General features: G+C 70.2%; 15 protein-coding genes and 1 other RNA gene. 11 read left to right on the forward strand and 5 right to left on the reverse strand.

The features are described from left to right. Positions 1-20: 20 nt before the first annotated feature. Entirely contained in the window at positions 21-3395 is a 3375-nt protein-coding gene (locus ABD831_RS21275; protein WP_344951787.1) for a pyruvate carboxylase, read from the reverse strand. 229 nt (positions 3396-3624) lie between these two features. On the opposite strand from ABD831_RS21275, the gene ssrA reads away from it, so the two are divergent. Continuing rightward, positions 3625-3991: a transfer-messenger RNA gene (gene ssrA, locus ABD831_RS21280) on the forward strand. A gap of 104 nt (positions 3992-4095) precedes the next feature. Here the strand turns inward: ssrA and trxA are convergent. Further along, positions 4096-4485 carry a thioredoxin gene (trxA, locus tag ABD831_RS21285; RefSeq protein WP_142179909.1) on the reverse strand — a complete coding sequence of 130 codons (390 nt, stop codon included), beginning with the start codon at positions 4483-4485 and terminating at the stop codon, positions 4096-4098. Between the two features lie 39 nt (positions 4486-4524). After that, on the reverse strand, positions 4525-5145 hold the full coding sequence (locus ABD831_RS21290; RefSeq protein ID WP_344951792.1) for an SIMPL domain-containing protein: 621 nt from the start codon (positions 5143-5145) through the stop codon (positions 4525-4527). A 70-nt stretch (positions 5146-5215) separates the two neighbouring features. Between ABD831_RS21290 and ABD831_RS21295 the strand changes: the two genes are divergently transcribed. From ABD831_RS21295 to ABD831_RS21335, 9 genes are all read left to right on the forward strand, one after another. After that, positions 5216-5584, forward strand: coding sequence for a VanZ family protein (locus ABD831_RS21295; protein WP_344951795.1), 369 nt, complete (start codon positions 5216-5218; stop codon positions 5582-5584). 474 nt (positions 5585-6058) lie between these two features. Continuing rightward, positions 6059-7030: a hypothetical protein gene (locus ABD831_RS21300; protein WP_344951798.1), complete on the forward strand. Its 972-nt coding sequence runs from the start codon at positions 6059-6061 to the stop codon at positions 7028-7030. A gap of 26 nt (positions 7031-7056) precedes the next feature. Then, a complete protein-coding gene (locus tag ABD831_RS21305) occupies positions 7057-8517 on the forward strand; it encodes a DEAD/DEAH box helicase (protein ID WP_344951800.1) in 1461 nt (486 codons plus the stop codon). A gap of 28 nt (positions 8518-8545) precedes the next feature. After that, positions 8546-9106: a YqgE/AlgH family protein gene (locus ABD831_RS21310; protein ID WP_142179915.1), complete on the forward strand. Its 561-nt coding sequence runs from the start codon at positions 8546-8548 to the stop codon at positions 9104-9106. Between the two features lie 7 nt (positions 9107-9113). Beyond that, positions 9114-9965, forward strand: coding sequence for a glutamate racemase (locus ABD831_RS21315; protein ID WP_344951807.1), 852 nt, complete (start codon positions 9114-9116; stop codon positions 9963-9965). Positions 9966-10031: 66 nt separating this feature from the next. Next, entirely contained in the window at positions 10032-10355 is a 324-nt protein-coding gene (locus tag ABD831_RS21320; RefSeq protein WP_344951810.1) for a DUF3039 domain-containing protein, read from the forward strand. A 166-nt stretch (positions 10356-10521) separates the two neighbouring features. Further along, complete coding sequence (locus tag ABD831_RS21325; RefSeq protein ID WP_344951813.1) at positions 10522-11481, forward strand: zinc metalloprotease; 960 nt, start codon at positions 10522-10524, stop codon at positions 11479-11481. 122 nt (positions 11482-11603) lie between these two features. Then, the gene (locus tag ABD831_RS21330; protein WP_344951816.1) at positions 11604-13364 is read left to right on the forward strand and encodes a DEAD/DEAH box helicase; all 1761 of its coding nucleotides are present in this window, start codon (positions 11604-11606) and stop codon (positions 13362-13364) included. A 137-nt stretch (positions 13365-13501) separates the two neighbouring features. Continuing rightward, on the forward strand, positions 13502-15352 hold the full coding sequence (locus ABD831_RS21335; RefSeq protein ID WP_344951820.1) for a 5'-nucleotidase C-terminal domain-containing protein: 1851 nt from the start codon (positions 13502-13504) through the stop codon (positions 15350-15352). 332 nt (positions 15353-15684) lie between these two features. Here the strand turns inward: ABD831_RS21335 and ABD831_RS21340 are convergent, their stop codons facing one another. Both ABD831_RS21340 and ABD831_RS21345 read right to left on the reverse strand, forming a co-directional pair. Further along, a complete protein-coding gene (locus ABD831_RS21340) occupies positions 15685-16995 on the reverse strand; it encodes an alpha-amylase family glycosyl hydrolase (protein ID WP_344951823.1) in 1311 nt (436 codons plus the stop codon). Positions 16996-17053: 58 nt separating this feature from the next. After that, positions 17054-17563 carry an Lrp/AsnC family transcriptional regulator gene (locus ABD831_RS21345; RefSeq protein WP_344951826.1) on the reverse strand — a complete coding sequence of 170 codons (510 nt, stop codon included), beginning with the start codon at positions 17561-17563 and terminating at the stop codon, positions 17054-17056. 107 nt (positions 17564-17670) lie between these two features. Here ABD831_RS21345 and hppD point away from each other — a divergent pair, with 107 nt between their 5' ends. Then, positions 17671-18903, forward strand: coding sequence for a 4-hydroxyphenylpyruvate dioxygenase (gene hppD / locus ABD831_RS21350; protein ID WP_344951830.1), 1233 nt, complete (start codon positions 17671-17673; stop codon positions 18901-18903). Positions 18904-18948: the final 45 nt, after the last annotated feature.

Below are 18948 nucleotides of genomic sequence, written 5' to 3' on the forward strand. Positions count from 1 at the left end.
GGACGACCCCGACCTCGAGGTCAGCCGATCACGACGAGGAGGTCGCCGCCCTCCACCTGCTGCTGCGCGCCGATCGCGACGCGGGAGACCGTGCCCCCGGTGGGGCTCGTGATGTTGGCCTCCATCTTCATCGCCTCGATCGTCGCCACGACGCCGCCGGCCTCGACGGAGTCGCCCTCGGCGACGGCGAGGGTCACGACGCCGGCGAAGGGGGCCGCGACCTGGCCCGTGGCCGCGGGGTCGGCCTTCTCGGCGGACTTGACGTCCGCCTCGACGGTGCGGTCGCGCACCGAGATCGGTCGGAACTGGCCCCCCAGGGTGCACATGACGGTGCGCATGCCCTTGGAGTCGGCCTCGCCGATGGACTGGACGCCGATGAGGAGGACCTTGCCGGGCTCGATCTCCACCTCGTACTCCTCGCCCTGCTCCAGTCCGTGCAGGAACTCGACGGTTCCGAGCACGGAGAGGTCTCCGTAGGACTCGCGGGAGGACTCGAACTCCTTCGTCGGTACCGGGAAGAGCAGCTGGTTGAGCGTCCGCCGCGGTGCCTCGACGAGGTCCTTCTCCTGCTCCGGGGTGAGCTCGGTCAGGCGCGGCTTGGACTGGCGGCCGGCCAGGGCCTTGGTGCGGAACGGCTCCGGCCACCCACCGGGCGGGTCGCCGAGCTCACCGTTGAGGAAGCCGATGACGGAGTCCGGGATGTCGTACTTCTGGGGGTCGTCCTCGAAGTCCTTCGGGTCCGCCCCGGCGCCGACGAGCGCGAGCGCGAGGTCGCCGACCACCTTGGAGCTCGGGGTCACCTTGACGACGTTGCCGAGGATGCGGTTGGCGGCGGCATACATGTCCTCGATCGCCTCGAAGCGGTCGCCGAGGCCGAGCGCGATCGCCTGCTGGCGCAGGTTGCTCAGCTGACCGCCGGGGATCTCGTGGAAGTAGACGCGTCCGGTGGGGGAGTCGAGCCCGGACTCGAAAGGACGGTAGAGGCGGCGCACGGCCTCCCAGTACGGCTCGAGCGCGAAGACGTTCGTGATGTCGAGCCCCGTCGGCCGCTCGGTGTCGTCGGTCGCCGCGACGAGCGCGGACAGGGAGGGCTGGCTCGTCGTGCCTGCCATCGTCGCCGCGGCTGCGTCGACGGCGTCGACCCCGGCGTCGATGGCTGCGAGCAGGGTGCCGATCTGGCCGCCCGCCGTGTCGTGCGTGTGCAGGTGCACCGGCAGGCCGAAGCGCTCACGCAGTGCGCGGACGAGACGCGCCGCGGCGGGCGCGCGGAGCAGCCCCGCCATGTCCTTGATCGCGAGCACGTGCGCGCCGGTGTCGACGATCTGCTCGGCGAGGCGCAGGTAGTAGTCGAGTGTGTAGAGCCTCTCGCCCGGGCTCATCAGGTTGCCGGTGTAGCACAGCGCGACCTCCGCGACAGCAGTGTTGGTCTCGAGGACGGCCTCGACGGCAGGACGCATCTGGGAGACGTCGTTGAGCGAGTCGAAGATGCGGAAGATGTCGAGCCCCGTCGAGGCCGCCTCGCGGACGAACGCGTCGGTGACGGCTGTCGGGTAGGGCGTGTAACCGACCGTGTTGCGTCCCCGCAGGAGCATCTGGAGGGGGATGTTGGGCATCGCCTCACGCAAGGCGGCCAGGCGCTCCCAGGGATCCTCCGCCAGGAAACGCAGGGCGACGTCGTAGGTCGCGCCACCCCACGCCTCCATCGACAGCAGCTGCGGCGTCAGGTGTGAGACGTGCTGGGCGACGTGGAGCAGGTCGCGGGTGCGCATGCGGGTCGCGAGCAGCGACTGGTGGGCGTCACGGAAGGTCGTGTCGGTGACGGCGACGTCGTTGGCCTCGCGCAGCGCCCGCGCGAAGGCGGCCGGTCCGTCGGCGACGAGTCGGTCACGGGCGCCCGGTGGGACCGGTGCGTCCGGCAGCTGGGGGAGCTTGGTGCGCGGGCGAACCCGGGTCGTGACCGGACCGTTCGGCTGGTTGACGGTGACGTCGGCGAGGAACGTGAGCAGCTTCGTCGCGCGGTCGGCGCTGACGCGTGCCGAGAGCAGCTCGGGGCGCTCGTCGATGAACGAGGTGGTCGCCAGTCCCTCCTGGAAGACGGGGTCGTGGAGGACCGCCTCGAGGAAGGGGATGTTGGTCGAGACGCCACGGATGCGGAACTCCGCGAGCGCGCGCTGGGCGCGACGGACCGCAATCGGGAACGTCATGCCGCGACAGGTCAGCTTGACGAGCATCGAGTCGAAGTGGGCGCTGATCTCGGCGCCGACGAAGACGGTGCCGCCGTCGAGGCGCACGCCGCTGCCTCCGGCCGAGCGGTAGACCGTGATGGTCCCGGCGTCGGGGCGGAAGCCGTTGGCGGGATCCTCCGTCGTGATGCGGCACTGCAACGCGAAGCCCTTGGTGCGGATGTCGTCCTGGACCAGTCCCATCGACGCGAACGTGTCACCCGATGCGATCTGCATCTGCATGACGACGAGGTCGATGTCGGTGACCTCCTCGGTGACCGTGTGCTCGACCTGGATGCGGGGGTTCATCTCGATGAAGACGTAGCGTCCGTCCTCGCCGAGGAGGAACTCGACGGTGCCGGCGTTGACGTAGCCGATCGAGCGGGCGAAGGCCACGGCGTCGGCGCACATCCCGGCTCGGGTCTGCGCGTCGAGGTTGGGCGCCGGCGCGATCTCGATGACCTTCTGGTGGCGGCGCTGGAGCGAGCAGTCACGCTCGTAGAGGTGCACGACCTCGCCGGTGCCGTCGGCGAGCACCTGCACCTCGATGTGGCGCGGGTTGACCACGGCCTCCTCGAGGTAGAGCGTCGGGTCGCCGAACGCTGACTCCGCCTCGCGCTGGGCGGCCTCGAGCGCCTCCCGCAGGCCCTCGCGGGCCTCGACCCGTCGCATGCCGCGGCCGCCGCCGCCGCTGACCGCCTTGACGAAGAGGGGGTAACCCATGTCCTCGGCGGCCGCCTCGAGGTCGTCGAGGTCGGTGCCGGGCTCGGACCCGCGCAGCGTCGGCAGGCCGGCCTCCCGGGCGGCCGCGATGGCTCGCGCCTTGTTGCCCGTGAGGTGCAGCACCGACGCCGGCGGCCCGATGAAGGTGATGCCGGCCGCGTCGCACGCCTCCGCGAGGAGGGGGTTCTCCGAGAGGAAGCCGTAGCCGGGGTAGATCGCGTCGGCGCCGGCCTCGACCGCCTGGGCGACGATCGCCTCGTGGTCGAGGTAGGCGCGGACGGGATGCCCCTCCTCGCCGATCTGGTAGGCCTCGTCCGCCTTGAGGCGGTGCTCGCTCTTGCGGTCCTCGTACGGGAAGACGGCGACCGTGCGGGCGCCGAGCTCCGTCGCGGCCCGGAAGGCTCGGACGGCGATCTCGCCTCGGTTGGCGACGAGAACCTTGCGGAACATCGGACCTCCAGGGTGCGGGGGCGACTGGGTGGTCCGCGTCGACCACGGTCGGAAGCCTAGTGGCGGGGCGCACGAGAGCCAGCCCACGTCCCGAACCCGCCCGGCCTGGAGGCGAGTGGTCGGGAATGGCGTGGACCCCCCGAGCGTTCCTCCTGCATACTGTGGTCTCCACTCCGGTGGAGCGCAGAGCTGCTTGACAAGTGAACAGCGTGACGTGGACACCCCTCATGGGGGTGATCGGTTTCGACGGTGATCGACACACCAGGGGAAGCGGGTCGAGGATGCAGGGTTATCTCGTAAACGCTCCTTGCAAAACAATAGGTGCCAATTCCAAGCGCACCGACTTCGCCCTCGCCGCCTGAGCGAGCCTCGAAGTCTGTCAGCCTGAGCTAGTTTCCGACTCAGTGTCTGGCATCAGCTAGGAAACTTGCTGCGCAGTCATGTTGGGGGGCTGCGCGGGACTCTTACTCAACTGGGCCTGTCAGGGGACGTGTGCGTGCGAGCCCTGAGGCCGAGAAAAGCCATAGCGCACTGCACCCGGAGAAGCCCTGGTTTCTCGTCATCGGACGCGGGTTCAATTCCCGCCACCTCCACCACTTCCGTGGTGGCCACGTCACGCTGTTCGCTGTCAGGACAGGCGAGAGGGCGTCCCGTTCGCGGGACGCCCTCTCGCGTATGCCGTGTGCTGCGTCGGCGGTCGTCAGGCCTGCTCGGGAGCACCCGCCGCGGCCTCGGCCGCCATCTGCTCCTTGATGGGGGCCATGTCGAGGTTCTTGACCTGCTCGATGACGTCCTGCAGCGCGGACTGCGGCAGCGCGCCGGGCTGCGCGAAGACGAGGACGCCCTCCTTGAAGGCCATCAGGGTCGGGATCGAGGTGATGTTCGCCGCCGACGCGAGGGACTGCTCGGCCTCGGTGTCGACCTTGCCGAAGACGATGCCCTCGTTGTCGCCGCTCTGCGAGGCGGCGTCGTAGACGGGAGCGAACTGCCGACACGGGCCGCACCAGGACGCCCAGAAGTCGACCAGGACGATGTCGTTGTCGAGAACGGTCTTCTCGAAGGACTGCGCGGTCAGGTCAGTGGTAGCCATGTCTCTCCCAACGGATCGTGTGTGGCGGGTATTCCGCCCTCAGCGCAGTCGCCAGGTCACCGTGACGGCGGCGCCGAGGTCGAGGTCACCGCCCTCGACGGGCATGCCACCGGCGTCCATCGACGCGGCCATGAGCTTCATCGCGCTGCGCTGTGCGGGGACCGCGCCCGCCTCGGCCACCCCGAGGACCACGCCGAGCTCGGCGCCGGAGAGGACGGCATACTGCCGCGCCTTGTCCTCGGCGTCGGCGAAGGCGGCGTCTCGCGCACGGCGCAGGCCCTCGCTCCGGTCGGAGACGTCGAGGCGCACCTGGTCGACCAGGAGCGCGTTGCCCACGGCGGACGCGGCGGCCTCGAGGATCTCGCCCACCGACTCGAGCCGGCGCACCGTGACGGCGAGGCGCTGCTGGGCCGTGAAGCCGACTGCCGTGCCCGTGTTGTCCCAGCGCTGGTTGACGCCTGCGTCGAGGGTGCGGATGTCGGCATCGGCCACGCCGTGGTCGCGCACGACCGCGCCCACCCTGGTGATGCCCTCGGCCGCCCCGGCGAGCGCCGCAGCGACGTCGTCGGCGTCGTGACCGACGCGCAGGTCGAGCCGCACGACGTCGGGGGAGACCGCGGCCCTGCCGCTGCCGGTGACGGTGACCGTGCGCTTGCCCATGGCTTCCTCTCGTCGCGGACCCGCGGGAGGGAGCCGGGCCCTGCCCGCAACCTACCTAGACTGCGGTGCCATGACGAGCCTTCCGCGACGGTCCGCGCCCGCCTCACGACTCGTCGTCGCGGTGGCCCTCGCCGTCGTCGTGGTGCAGCTGCTCGTCCTCTACTGGCCCGTCGTCACCGTCGAGGGCCCCGTCAGCTGGACCGACAAGGTCGTCCACCTGCTCGTCTTCGCCGTGCCGACGAATGCCGTGGGCCGCGCCCTGGGGTCCGTGCGGGTCGCCGTCCTGCTCTTCGCCATCCACGCCCCGGTGAGCGAGCTCGTGCAGCACTTCCTGCTCCCGGGACGCTCCGGCGACGTCTGGGACGCCGTGCTCGACCTCGTCGGTGTGGGGCTCGGGGCCGCGGCTCTCGTGGTCGGGGCGAGGCTGCGCCGCTGGTAGACTCGGGGCATCCGACTCCGAGGTCTCCTCGGATCACGACGGAAGAGATGGCGCCGGGGATGCCCGGCGGGCAGGCTCGTCCGACGGGGTGACACCCCCACCGGAAGCTCGCGCAGACGGCGCGACCCGGCACCGACGCGGAGCGGATCCGAACACCGGACGGCACAGATGCCGGGCACCGGTACACATGGGGCGCAGACACTTCTGCGCCTGAGGCTCGTCTGCATGGTCGTGGTGTGACTCACGGCTCGAGGCGAAGTCTGCATCGAGTCAAGAGAGTTGAATACGCAATGCCCAAGCACACCTCCTCCGGCGCGCCCAAGAAGGCCCGCTGGTCCACCGAGAAGAAGAGCGCCGCAGCCAAGAAGCCCCACCGGGGCCAGGGCGGCGCCGGATCGTTCTCGGGCCCCAAGAGCTCCCGCCCGGTCTCGTCCGGCTCGTCGCACGTCGGCGGCCGCGAGTGGCGCGCCCCGCGTGACGAGCACCGTTCCTCGGACCGTCGTGACGACCGTGGCGGTGACCGTGGTGGCTTCCAGCGCCGTGACGACCGCGGCGACCGTGGTTTCCAGCGCCGCGAGGACCGTCCGTCCTTCGACCGTCGCGATGACCGCCGTGACGACCGTGGCGGTGACCGTGGTGGTTTCCAGCGCCGTGACGACCGCGGCGACCGTGGTTTCCAGCGCCGCGAGGACCGTCCGTCCTTCGACCGTCGCGATGACCGCCGTGACGACCGTGGCGGTGACCGTGGTGGTTTCCAGCGCCGTGACGACCGCGGCGACCGTGGTTTCCAGCGTCGTGAGGACCGTCCGTCCTTCGACCGTCGCGATGACCGTGGCGGTGACCGTGGGGGCTTCCAGCGCCGTGACGACCGCGGCGACCGCGGTTTCCAGCGTCGTGAGGACCGTCCGTCCTTCGACCGTCGTGACGACCGTGGCGGTGACCGTGGGGGCTTCCAGCGCCGTGACGACCGCGGCGACCGCGGTTTCCAGCGCCGCGAGGACCGTCCGTCCTTCGACCGCCGTGACGACCGTGGCGGTGACCGCGGTGGCTTCCAGCGCCGTGACGACCGTCCGTCCTTCGAGCGCCGTGACGACCGTGGTGGTGACCGTGGTGGTTTCCAGCGCCGTGACGACCGTGGCGGTGACCGTGGTGGCTTCCAGCGCCGTGACGACCGTCCGTCCTTCGACCGTCGCAACGACCGTGGTGGTGACCGTGGTGGTTTCCAGCGCCGTGACGACCGTGGCGGTGACCGTGGTGGCTTCCAGCGCCGTGACGACCGTCCGTCCTTCGAGCGCCGTGACGACCGTGGTGGTGACCGTGGTGATTTCCAGCGCCGTGACGACCGTGGCGGTGACCGTGGTGGCTTCCAGCGCCGTGACGACCGTCCGTCCTTCGACCGTCGCAACGACCGCCGTGACGACCGTGGCGCCGACCGGGCTCCCGTGAGCTTCGACGACGCCGAGGCTGAGCGCATGGACGCCGACAGCTGGACCAAGTCGACCCGCGCCGACGTGTCCGACGGACCCGTCGACGTCGCGGCCGACAACGGCTTCGCCGCCCTCGGCCTGCCGGAGCGCATCGTCGAGCGCCTGGCCCGCGAGGGCATCACCTCGCCCTTCCCGATCCAGACCGCGACGATCCCCGACGCGCTGGCCGGCAAGGACGTCCTCGGCCGCGGCCAGACCGGATCCGGCAAGACCCTGGCGTTCGGTCTGCCCCTCATCACCCGGCTGCTCGAGGCGGACCTGCCGCGTCGCCCGCGCAAGCCCCACGCCCTCATCCTCACGCCGACGCGTGAGCTCGCGATGCAGATCTCCGACGCGCTCGAGCCGCTCGTGCACGTCGTCGGCCTGCGCCACAAGCTCGTCGCCGGTGGCCTCAGCTACACCACGCAGATCAACGCCCTGAACAAGGGCGTCGACATCCTCATCGCGACCCCGGGCCGCCTCAACGACCTGCTCGAGCGTGGCGCGGTCGAGATGGACGACATCGCGATCACCGTCCTCGACGAGGCCGACCACATGGCCGAGATGGGCTTCATGGCCGAGATCACGACGAGCCTCGACAAGATCCCGTCCGACGGTCAGCGTCTGCTCTTCTCGGCGACGCTCGACCGCGGCATCGACGCCCTCGTGGAGAAGTACCTCACCGACCCGGTGACGCACTCGACGAACGACGCCACCGCCTCCGTCGAGGGCATGGACCACCACGTCCTGCTCGTCGACCCGCAGCACAAGAAGGTCATCACGGCCGAGGTCGCGAACCGTGAGGGTCGCACCGTCGTGTTCTGCCGCACCAAGCTCGGCGCCGACCGCATCGCGCTGCAGCTGCGCGAGCAGGGCGTCATGGCGGCCGCGCTCCACGGCGGCCTCAACCAGGGCCAGCGCAACCGCGTGCTCGGAGCCTTCCGTGACGGCACCCTCCCGGTGCTCGTGGCGACCGACGTCGCCGCGCGCGGCATCCACGTCGACGACGTGTCGGTCGTCCTGCAGGTCGACCCGCCGGCCGACCACAAGGACTACCTGCACCGTTCTGGTCGCACGGCCCGCGCCGGCGACAAGGGCACCGTCGTGACCCTCGCGCTGCCGCACCAGCGCAAGACGATGGAGCGCCAGCTCAAGGATGCCGGCCTCGAGATCTCGCCGGTCCGGGCGACGCCCGGCGACGCGATCATCGCGGCCACCGGCGCGACGACGCCCAGTGGTGTCGCGATCGCCGAGGACGACTTCCAGCGCCTCATCGCCGGACCGAAGCAGCACCGTCGAGCCCCGGCCGGACCCCGCGGTCCGCGCCAGGGCCAGCGCAGTGGCTCGCGCCCGCACCAGGGTGGCGGTCGTGACGACCGTCGCGGACAGCGGGGCGACCGCGGAGACGGCCTCGTCTCCCGCTGGGGCGACGATGACCGCAGCGGACGTCGGGGCGCCCGCTTCTGAGCGGTCGCCGGTGTGGAAGGCTGGGCTCGTGAGCTCGACGTTCCACACCGGCCGCCTCCTCGTGGCGACGCCGTCCGTCGGGGGTGACGTGTTCCATCGGTCCGTCATCCTCATGCTCCACCACGACGACGGCGGCGCCCAGGGCGTCGTGCTCAACAAGCCCCTGTCGGCCGAGGTGGACTCGGTGCTGCCGGGCTGGCAGCGCGTCGTCACCGCGCCGCACGTGCTCTTCCAGGGTGGTCCCGTGTCGACGTCGTCGGCGCTGGGCCTCGTGACCGTGCCGGGCGACGAGCCCGAGCCGCTCGGGGTCAAGCGGCTCTTCGGCTCGATCGGGCTCGTCGACCTCGACGTGCCGACCCCCGTGGTCGCGGCCGAGCTGGCTGGGCTGCGCATCTTCGCCGGCTACTCCGGGTGGGAGGCGGGCCAGCTCGAGGGCGAGGTGCTGCGCGGGGACTGGTACGTCGTCGACGCCGAGGTGCGCGACGCCTTCACCCCTGAGCCCGACCGGCTGTGGAGCGAGGTGCTGCGGCGCCAGCGCGACAGCCTCGCGTACGTCGCCAGCTTCCCCGACGACCCGTCGATGAACTGACGTGGGCGTGTCCGACATCGGAGAGCCCCTGACCGGGGAGCTTCCCGAGCTGCCGAGGTCGACCAGGCGAGTTGCCTTCGTCGACAGCGGACTCGGGCTCCTCGGGTATGCCGACGCCCTCCACGCGCTGCGCCCCGACCTCGGTCTCGTGCTGTCGCTGGACCCTGACAACATGCCCTACGGCCCCCGGACCCCGGACGAGGTGCAGCGGCTCATCCTCGCCTCGGCGCGGGCCACGCTGCCGTTCGAGCCGGACGCGGTCGTCGTCGCGTGCAACACCGCGTCGGTCCACGGGCTCGGGGCCCTCCGTGCCGAGCTCGAGCCGCACGTGCCCGTCATCGGAACCGTCCCGGCCATCCGTCCGGCTGCCGCCTCCGGCGGCCCGGTCGCCGTGTGGGCCACCGCCGCCACGACCTCGAGCGACTACCTGCGCGGTCTCGTCGACGCCTTCGCCGCCGACGTCGAGACCCATGCCGTCGCGGCGCTGGGACTCGCCGAGGCCATCGAGTCCGGCGACGAGCAGGCGATCGAGGAGTCCATCGCGTATGCCGCGTCGCACACCCCTGCGGGTGTCCGGTCCCTCGTGCTCGGCTGCACCCACTACGGGCTCGTCGTGGACCGCATCCTCGCAGCCCTCGAGGAGGGCGTGACGGTCCACGACTCACCGGTCGCCGTGGCGCGCCAGACGTTGCGCCGCATCGGCCTCGAGCCGGACGCGACGGCACCGCACGCGGGCGTCGAGGCGGTGCTCCTCAGCAGCCGGCCCGGACGCCTGCCCGAGTCGTGGGCCTCCTACCCGGCAGGCCGACGCCTGCTCGCTGCGCCGGCCACGGGTCGACCGGCCGGAACGAGCCACTGAACCGACGTCAGGGAGCCGAGAGCGGGCGTCGTTCCGGTCGCTCGACCCCAGCCGTAGACTTCCCGCATGAGCACGATGCCTCCGGATCCGTTCGAGCCCGAGCCGCTGCGTCGCACGAGCACGACCACGATCGAGCGCGAGGAGGTCCGGGAGGAGCTCCAGGAGCCCGGCGACCACGAGCGCTTCTCGCACTACGTGCGCAAGGAGAAGATCCTCGAGAGCGCCCTGTCCGGCGAGCCGGTGGTGGCGCTCTGCGGCAAGATCTGGGTCCCTGGTCGCGACCCGCAGAAGTTCCCCGTCTGCCCGGTCTGCAAGGAGATCTACGACGGCCTGCGTGACCCGCAGGACGGCGGCGACGGCGACAAGAGCGGTGGCGGCGGGGAGTCCTGACCGGTTCGTCCACTTTCGTCGCGCCGTCCCTGCGCCGTGCCCGACCCTGCTGCGCTTTCCTTAAGGGTTCTTTACTCGTCCCGGCTCCGCCGCTGACGGTCGCGTACCTACAGTCGCTGGGATCGACACCCGATCGGGTGTCGTGTCGGACGAGAAAGGTCACCCCATGAAGCTTCGCTCCCTGATGCTCGCGGCACCGCTCGCACTCGCCGCGGTGTCGCTCGGCGCGCCCGCCCAGGGCTCGCCCGTGCTCGACGGTCACGTCCGCGCCACCTGCCTCGACCCGGCGGCCGTCGGAGCCCGTGTGGCCCACGGCACCGCGAAGGACCCGCACGAGCTGAGCGAGGCGCAAGTGCGCGCCAACGAGGCGGCGCTGACCAAGGCCCTCGCGGCCAAGGGCCTGACCCGTGACTCGTCGGGCAAGGTCGTCCAGCAGGGCGCGACGGGCAAGCCCGGCACCGGGGGTGCGTTCGCGTCCGCGACGGTCAAGGTCTACTGGCACACCATCACCAACGGCAGCCAGGGCGCGGTCAGCAGCAGCACGGTCAACAGCCAGCTGAGCGTGCTCAACAAGGCCTACTCCGGCACCGGTCTCAGCTTCACCCTCGCCGGGTCCGACTCGACGAGCAACTCGTCCTGGTACACCGTGACCCCCGGCTCAGCAGCCGAGAAGAGCATGAAGACGACCCTGCGCAAGGGCACGATGGCCGACCTCAATCTCTACTCGGCCAACATCGGGCAGGGCCTGCTCGGCTGGGCGACCTTCCCCAAGAGCACCTACGACGCCATGGACGGCGTCGTCATCCTCACGGCCTCCCTGCCGGGCGGCAGCGCCACGAACTACAACCAGGGCGACACCGCGACGCACGAGGTGGGCCACTGGGTCGGGCTCTACCACACCTTCCAGGGCGGCTGTAACGGCAACGGCGACTACGTCGCCGACACGCCCGCCGAGGCGAGTGCCGCCTACCAGTGCCCGACCGGCCGCGACACGTGCACGAGCCCCGGCCTCGACCCGATCAAGAACTTCATGGACTACACCTACGACTCGTGCATGAACACCTTCACCACCGGCCAGGTCAGCCGCATGCAGGCGCAGTGGACGGCGTACCGCGCCGGCAAGTGAGCCAGCGCACGACCGCGCCCGGTCGCGAAAGCGACTGAGCGGCATACCATCCAGGCCGAGGCCCCGCTCGCAGGCGGGGCCTCGGCATGTCGCCGCGGGGGATTCGTTACGGTGGTGGCTCTATGAGTTCAGGGGCCGCCTTCCATCTCCCACCCGCCTTTCCCGAGCGGGCTGCGTGGGGTACCGCCAGCAAGCTGCGTGCCTGGCAGCAGGAGGCGCTCGACCTCTATCTCGGCAAGGCCCCGCGCGACTTCCTCGCGGTCGCCACGCCCGGTGCAGGCAAGACGACCTACGCCCTGCGCGTGGCCACCGAGCTGCTGAGCGCCGGCATCGTCCAACGCATCACCGTCGTGGCACCCACCGAGCACCTCAAGACCCAGTGGGCCGACGCCGCCGCCCGGGTCGGCATCAGCCTCGACCCCAAGTTCAGCAACAGCGTCGGCAGGCACAGCGAGGACTACCACGGTGTCGCCGTGACCTACGCCCAGGTCGCCTCGCGGCCGTCGCTGCACCGTGAGCTGACGACCTCGCGCTCGACGCTCGTGATCCTCGACGAGGTGCATCACGGCGGTGACGCCAAGAGCTGGGGTGACGGCATACGCGAGGCCTTCGAGCCCGCCACGCGTCGTCTGTCGCTGACGGGCACACCGTTCCGCTCGGACACCTCGCCGATCCCGTTCGTCACGTACGAGCTCGACGCCGAAGGCACCCTCGTCAGCTCGAGCGACTACACCTACGGCTACGCCGAGGCGCTGCGCGACGGCGTCGTCCGGCCCGTGCTCTTCATGGCCTACGGCGGCAGCATGCGGTGGCGGACCAAGGCCGGTGACGAGCTCGAGGCCCGTCTGGGCGAGCCGATGACGAAGGACTTCGTCGCGCACGCATGGCGCACCGCGCTCGACCCCAAGGGGGAGTGGATCCCCGCGGTGCTCACCGCTGCCGACCGCCGCCTCACCGAGGTGCGTCGTCACGTCGAGGACGCCGGCGGGCTCGTCATCGCCTCGAACCAGACCCAGGCGAGGGCGTATGCCGCGATCCTGCGTCAGCTGACCGGCGAGGCACCGACGGTCGTGCTCTCCGACGACCTCGGCGCGAGCAAGCGCATCGAGGACTTCGGGGCGAGTGACGAGAGGTGGATGGTCGCGGTCCGCATGGTGTCCGAGGGGGTCGACGTGCCGCGGCTGGCGGTCGGCGTCTACGCCACGTCGACCTCGACGCCGCTCTTCTTCGCACAGGCCGTCGGACGCTTCGTGCGGGCCCGACGGCGGGGGGAGACCGCCTCGGTCTTCCTGCCCTCCGTCCCCGTCGTCCTCGACCATGCGTCGAGACTCGAGGAGCAGCGCGACCACGCCCTCGACCTCAAGCCCAACCCCGAGGACATCGGGCAGATGTGGGCCGAGGAGCAGGCGCTCATCGACGACGCCAACCGCGCCGACAAGGCGAGCGGCGCCCTCGACGAGGGGGCGTTCGAGGCTCTCGAGTCCGACGCGCACTTCGACCACGTCCTCTTCGACAAGCAGCAGTGGGGCATGCACGCCCAGGTCGGCTCCGCGGACGAGGAGGAGTACCTCGGCCTGCCCGGCCTGCTCGAGCCCGACCAGGTGTCGGCCCTGCTCCGCGAGCGGCAGAGCCGTCAGGTCAAGAAGGCCCCCCAGGGGGCCGCGGCGCCGATGCCGGTGGCGGCGCACCGAGCCCTGGCCGCTCAGCGCCAGGAGCTCAACAAGCTCGTCTCGACCTACGCGCGGCAGAAGGGACTCCCGCACGCCAACGTGCACATGGACCTGCGCCGCGTGTGTGGCGGTCCCGACCTCGCGGCCGCGTCGTCCGACCAGGTCTCCGAGCGCATCGACAAGATCCGGCTCTGGCTCGTCGGGCGTCGCTGACGGTTCATCATCCGGATGCCTGCTCGGCCCAATCGAGCGGTGCTGTCCGGCTAGGGTCTGCCTTGCGCCTCGGGGGCGAGCCGCGCACCTGTGACACGGGACTGCTCCGATCGAGCACCTGACAGACGAAGGACGACATGAGCAACGACAGCACCTCCGCCACCCCTGACTTCCTCGGATCCTCGACCACCCGTCGCCAGCTGCTGGCCCTCGCCGCCGTCGGTGGCGCCGGGCTCGCCACGGTCGGTGCGGCCTCGACCGCCACCGCGGCGCCCGGCCCGGGCACCAACGGGGAGGTCGTGCGGCTCACCGTGCTCGGCACGACAGACCTGCACGGCAACGTCTACAACTGGGACTACTTCAAGAACGCCGAGTACGACGACAAGGCGCACAACGACATCGGCGTCGCCAAGGCGTCCTCGATCATCAAGGCGATCCGCGCCGAGGTCGGCGCCGAGCGCACCCTGACGATCGACGCCGGTGACACGATCCAGGGCACGCCGCTGGCCTACTACTACGCCAAGATCGACCCGATCACCGGTGGCTCGACGCACCCCATGGCCGCCGCGATGAACCAGGTCGGCTACGACGCCGCCGCCCTCGGCAACCACGAGTACAACTACGGCCTCGAGACCCTGCGAGCCTTCGAGAAGCAGCTGGCGTTCCCGCTGCTGTCGGCCAACTCCGTCGACTGGAACACCGGTGCGCCGGCCTTCAAGCCGTGGATCATCAAGACGGTCAAGCTGGCCGACACCAAGGCGATCAAGGTCGGCATCCTCGGGCTGGTCACGCCGGGGGTCGCGATCTGGGACAAGGCCAACGTCGAGGGCAAGGTGAAGTTCCCCGGAATCGTCGAGCAGGCCAAGGTCATGGTGCCGCGCCTCAAGGCGGCCGGGGCCGACGTCGTCATCGTCGCCTGCCACTCGGGCGACAACGGCAAGTCGTCGTGGGGCGACTCGCTGCCCTACGTCGAGAACGCCAGCGCGATCCTCGCCGAGGAGGTCCCGGGGATCGACGCCGTGCTCGTCGGGCACGCGCACCTCGAGATCCCGCAGCGCTACGTCACGAACAAGGCGACGGGCAAGCAGGTCCTGCTGTCCGAGCCCTACTACTGGGGCATGCGCGTCACGCGGATGTCACTCGACGTCCAGAAGGTCCGCGGCCAGTGGCAGGTCGTCCACTCGGAGGCGACCCTCTACAACTCCAACGTCGCGCCCGAGGACCCCGCCGTGACCGGTGCCGTCGCGGCCGCCCACCAGAAGGTGCTCACCTACGTCAACGGCGTCATCGGCACGTGCACGCAGGCCATGTCGGCGGCGACGTCGCGCTACGAGGACACCTCCGCGATCGACTTCATCAACTTCGTCCAGGCCGACGCCGTGAAGAAGGCCATCGCCGGCACCCCCGAGGCGTCGCTCCCGGTGCTGTCGATCGCCGCGCCGTTCAACAAGCTCGCCGCGATCCCGGAGGGACAGGTGACGATCCGCGACGTGGCCGGCCTCTACATCTACGACAACACGCTGCTCGGCATCGTGCTCACCGGCGCCCAGGTCAAGGCCTACCTCGAGAAGAGCGCGGAGTACTTCAAGCCCTGCACGACGACGGGACCGGTCGCCGCCGACGCCGTGACCAACGCCAACGCGACGCCCGACTACAACTACGACGTCATGGGCGGGCTCGACGCCGACCTGACCTACGACATCGACCTCGCCAAGCCGGTGGGCTCGCGCATCGTGGGTCTTTCGTATGCCGGCGCGGAGGTCGCCACGGACGCGCGGTTCGTCGTCGCGATCAACAACTACCGCCAGTCCGGTGGTGGCAACTTCCCGGGTGTCGTGACGGCCCCGGTGGTCTACAACCGGCAGATCGAGATCCGCCAGCTGCTCATCGACTGGGCGACGGCCAACAAGGTCATCGACCCGCCGACCTTCTCCAGCATGGACTGGAAGCTCGTCAGCAACGGCAGCGCGATCTCCGTCACGCCCTGAGTGGGCCGACGATGGCTGGGGTGCCCCGCTGCTTGGGAGGACAGCGGGACACCCCGGTTCCCCGCCGCACGCGGGTGGGACCACGGAACGGCAGAGAGACGTACCCGCCGGGACAGGGGAGCACCGACGGGTACGCACCTCCATCTTCTCGGATCCGGGGGCTCGATGTGATCTGTTTCGACGGGATCGCGTCATGATCTGCGATCTCGATCGTCTAACGGAAGACGGGACCGCAGGCCTGTGCCGTCCGGGGTCCCGGGCTGCTCGTGGAGGGGTGCCCGGGGCCCCGACCGTCGGCTCGCGCCGCGCGTCCCGCCTTCGCCCAGCGGCGCTCAGGCCCCGGTGAGCACCTGGTAGCCCCACGCCGGGAGCCGGTATTCCTGTCCCTGCGCCAGCTGCAGCGCCTCGCCCGTGAAGGCGTCGCGCCACGAGCCGGCCTGCGGGCCGTCGCCGAGGGTCACCGTCTGCTCCTCGGCGCTGAAGTTGAACGCCCCGAGGACGCGGTCGTCGCCGACCGCCCGGACGAAGACCAGGACCGAGGCCTCGGCCGAGTTCGGCACCCGCACCATCCGGCCGCCGGCTGCGCCGTTCCACAGCGCGGGGTGAGCCTTCTTGAGGGCGAACAGCTGCCGGTAGAGCTCGCCCTGCTCGTCCTCTCGCCACTCGATCTCGTCCTTGTCGAAGAAGATGAGCCGCTTGTCGCTGCCGGCCTCCTGCCCGTTGTAGACCAGGGGCATGCCCTCGCTGATGACCGACAGCACGATCGAGGGCAGGAGCGCGTCGCCGAACTGCTCGTACTCGGTCCCCTCCCAGGCGTTCTTGTCGTGGTTGCTGACGAACAGCATCCGGTAGGCGTCGCGCTGGTAGAAGCGGTCGTTCCAGGCGTAGTAGACCTTGAGCGCCTCGACGTCGGCCTTCCCGTGCGCGATCTTGTGGAGCGTCTCGTTCCAGCTCCAGCCGTAGGTCATGTCGAAGGCGCGCACGTGCAGGTCGCGCGACTCCCACTCGGCCAGCATGAAGACCGGCTTGATCTCGTCGAGCTCGCGGCGGACGTTGTCCCAGAAGTCGACGGGCACGAATCCAGCCACGTCGCAACGGAACCCGTCGACGCCGACCTCACGAACCCAGTACTTCATCGCGTCCGTCATGTAGCGGCGCAGGTCGGGGTTGTCGTAGTCCAGGTCGATGATGTCGTCCCAGTCCCACCACGGCGTGGGGCGGAAGTCTCCCTTCCAGTCACGGGCGTACCAGTCGGGGTGCTCCTGGACGAGAGGGTTGTCCCACGCGGTGTGGTTGGCGACCCAGTCGAGGATGACGTGCAGTCCGAGACCGTGCGCGGTGTCGACGAAGTGGCGCAGGTCCTCGAGCGTGCCGAACTCCGGGTTGACGCCGAGGTAGTCCTTGACGGCGTACGGGCTGCCGAGGACTCCCTTGCGGTTCTCCTCACCGATGGGGTGCACCGGCATGAGCCAGACGATGTCGATGCCGAGCTCGCGGATGCGGGGGAGATGCGCCTCGGCCGCGCGGAAGGTGCCTTCGGGCGTGAAGTGGCGCTGGTTGATCTGGTAGATCGTCGCGCTGCGGCTCCACTCCGGGTGGGTCAGCTCGACGGCGGGCCGGGGTGCATAGGGGTTCGCGGTCACTGGAGGCTCCTGGTCCGAAGGGGTGGTGCTCGAGGCTGGGTGGTGCGGTCCTACCCCGTCACGACGAGGTCTCGAGCAGGTGCTCGACGAGTGGGATCGTGCGGTGGTCGAGACGGGTGGCGAGCGAGATGACCGTCGACGCCCGGGTGACGTGGGCGTCGTCGACGACCTTGTCGATGACGCGCTGCAGGTCGGCGTTGTCCCGGCCGACGATGCGGATGAGCACGTCGCCCGAGCCGGTGATGGTGTGGGCCTCGAGCACCTCGGGGATCGCGGCGAGGTGCTCGACGACGGGGGAGTGCCCGCCGCGCCCCTGCCGAATCTCGAGCGTGCAGAAGGCCGTGACGGGATAGCCGAGCGCCGCCGGGTCGACGTCCGGTGCCATCGATCTCAGCACCCCGGTGCGCTGCAGCCGGTCGAGCCGGGCCTGGACGGTGCCCCTGGCGACGCCGAGCCGTCGGGAGGTGCCGAGAACCCCGATGCCCGGCTCGGTGAGCAGCAGCAGCAGGATCCGGCAGTCCAGGGCGTCCACGGGTGCCCGCGCTGCTGCTCCGGCTGATGAGGTCATGGGCAGAGTGTCCAGCACCACACGGCATACGGGCAACACTTTGTGCACTGTGCTCAGCCGCGAACGTCGCTGTTGCACACCCCGACGTCCTGGGTCACTCTCACACCATGACCGACACGATGCCGTCTGCGGCCACCGACCTCACCGACCAGGAGCGCGAGGCCGACCTCGACCTCGAGCAGCTCAAGCAGCTCGTCGGTCTCGTCGAGTACGACGAGAACACCGACGTCTTCCCCGTCACCGGATGGGACGCGATCGTCTTCGTCGCGGGCAACGCCACCCAGAGTGCGCACTACTACCAGAGCGCCTGGGGCATGGAGCTCGTCGCCTACTCCGGCCCGGAGAACGGCAACCGCGACCACAAGTCCTTCGTCCTCAAGAGCGGCTCCATCCGGTTCGTCATCATGGGCGCCGTCGACCCCGACAGCCCCCTCGCCGACCACCACCGCCGCCACGGCGACGGCGTCGTCGACATCGCCCTCGAGGTGCCCGACGTCGACCGGTGCATCGCCCAGGCCGTCAAGGCCGGCGCAACGGTCCTCGAGCAGCCCTCCGACCGCACCGACGAGCACGGCACGGTCCGCACGGCCGCGATCGCGACCTACGGCGAGACGCGCCACACGCTCGTCCAGCGCCAGGTGAACGGGCAGACGTATGCCGGCCCCTACCTCCCCGGCTACGTCCCCATGAGCTCGTCCTACGAGAAGCGCGAGGGGCAGCCCAAGCGCCTCTTCCAGGCGCTCGACCACATCGTCGGCAACGTCGAGCTCGGACACATGGACGAGTGGGTCGGCTTCTACAACCGCGTCATGGGTTTCGTGAACATGGCCGAGTTCATCGGCGACGACATCGCGACCGACTACTCGGCCCTCATGAGCAAGGTCGTCGCCAACGGCAACCACCGCGTGAAGTTCCCCCTCAACGAGCCGGCGATCGCCAAGAAGAAGAGCCAGATCGACGAGTACCTCGAGTTCTACCGCGGCGCCGGTGCCCAGCACCTCGCCGTCGCGACGAACGACATCCTCGCCTCGGTCGACGCGCTGCGCGCCAACGGCGTCGAGTTCCTCGAGACCCCGGACAGCTACTACGAGGACGCCGAGCTCCGTGAGCGCATCGGCAACGTCCGCGTGCCGATCGAGGAGCTGCAGAAGCGCAAGATCCTCGTCGACCGCGACGAGGACGGCTACCTGCTGCAGATCTTCACCAAGCCGCTCGGCGACCGCCCGACGGTCTTCTTCGAGCTCATCGAGCGGCACGGCTCGCTCGGTTTCGGCAAGGGCAACTTCAAGGCGCTCTTCGAAGCCATCGAGCGCGAGCAGGACAAGCGCGGCAACCTCTGAGCCCGCCCGCGGGCTGACCAGCGGCCGATCGACCGCGGACCCGGC

The sequence above is a fragment of the Terrabacter ginsenosidimutans genome, from assembly GCF_039539425.1.
In the GTDB taxonomy this organism is placed as follows: domain Bacteria; phylum Actinomycetota; class Actinomycetes; order Actinomycetales; family Dermatophilaceae; genus Terrabacter; species Terrabacter ginsenosidimutans.

Excerpts from the sequence above, each read along its gene's own strand:
- hppD (WP_344951830.1), top strand. The coding sequence starts at position 17,671 with ATGACCGACACGATGCCGTCTGCGGCCACCGACCTCACCGACCAGGAG.
- trxA (WP_142179909.1), bottom strand. The coding sequence starts at position 4,485 with ATGGCTACCACTGACCTGACCGCGCAGTCCTTCGAGAAGACCGTTCTC.
- ABD831_RS21295 (WP_344951795.1), top strand. The coding sequence starts at position 5,216 with ATGACGAGCCTTCCGCGACGGTCCGCGCCCGCCTCACGACTCGTCGTC.
- ABD831_RS21275 (WP_344951787.1), bottom strand. The coding sequence starts at position 3,395 with ATGTTCCGCAAGGTTCTCGTCGCCAACCGAGGCGAGATCGCCGTCCGA.
- ABD831_RS21345 (WP_344951826.1), bottom strand. The coding sequence starts at position 17,563 with ATGACCTCATCAGCCGGAGCAGCAGCGCGGGCACCCGTGGACGCCCTG.
- ABD831_RS21335 (WP_344951820.1), top strand. The coding sequence starts at position 13,502 with ATGAGCAACGACAGCACCTCCGCCACCCCTGACTTCCTCGGATCCTCG.
- ABD831_RS21325 (WP_344951813.1), top strand. The coding sequence starts at position 10,522 with ATGAAGCTTCGCTCCCTGATGCTCGCGGCACCGCTCGCACTCGCCGCG.
- ABD831_RS21305 (WP_344951800.1), top strand. The coding sequence starts at position 7,057 with ATGGACGCCGACAGCTGGACCAAGTCGACCCGCGCCGACGTGTCCGAC.
- ABD831_RS21290 (WP_344951792.1), bottom strand. The coding sequence starts at position 5,145 with ATGGGCAAGCGCACGGTCACCGTCACCGGCAGCGGCAGGGCCGCGGTC.
- ABD831_RS21320 (WP_344951810.1), top strand. The coding sequence starts at position 10,032 with ATGAGCACGATGCCTCCGGATCCGTTCGAGCCCGAGCCGCTGCGTCGC.
- ABD831_RS21330 (WP_344951816.1), top strand. The coding sequence starts at position 11,604 with ATGAGTTCAGGGGCCGCCTTCCATCTCCCACCCGCCTTTCCCGAGCGG.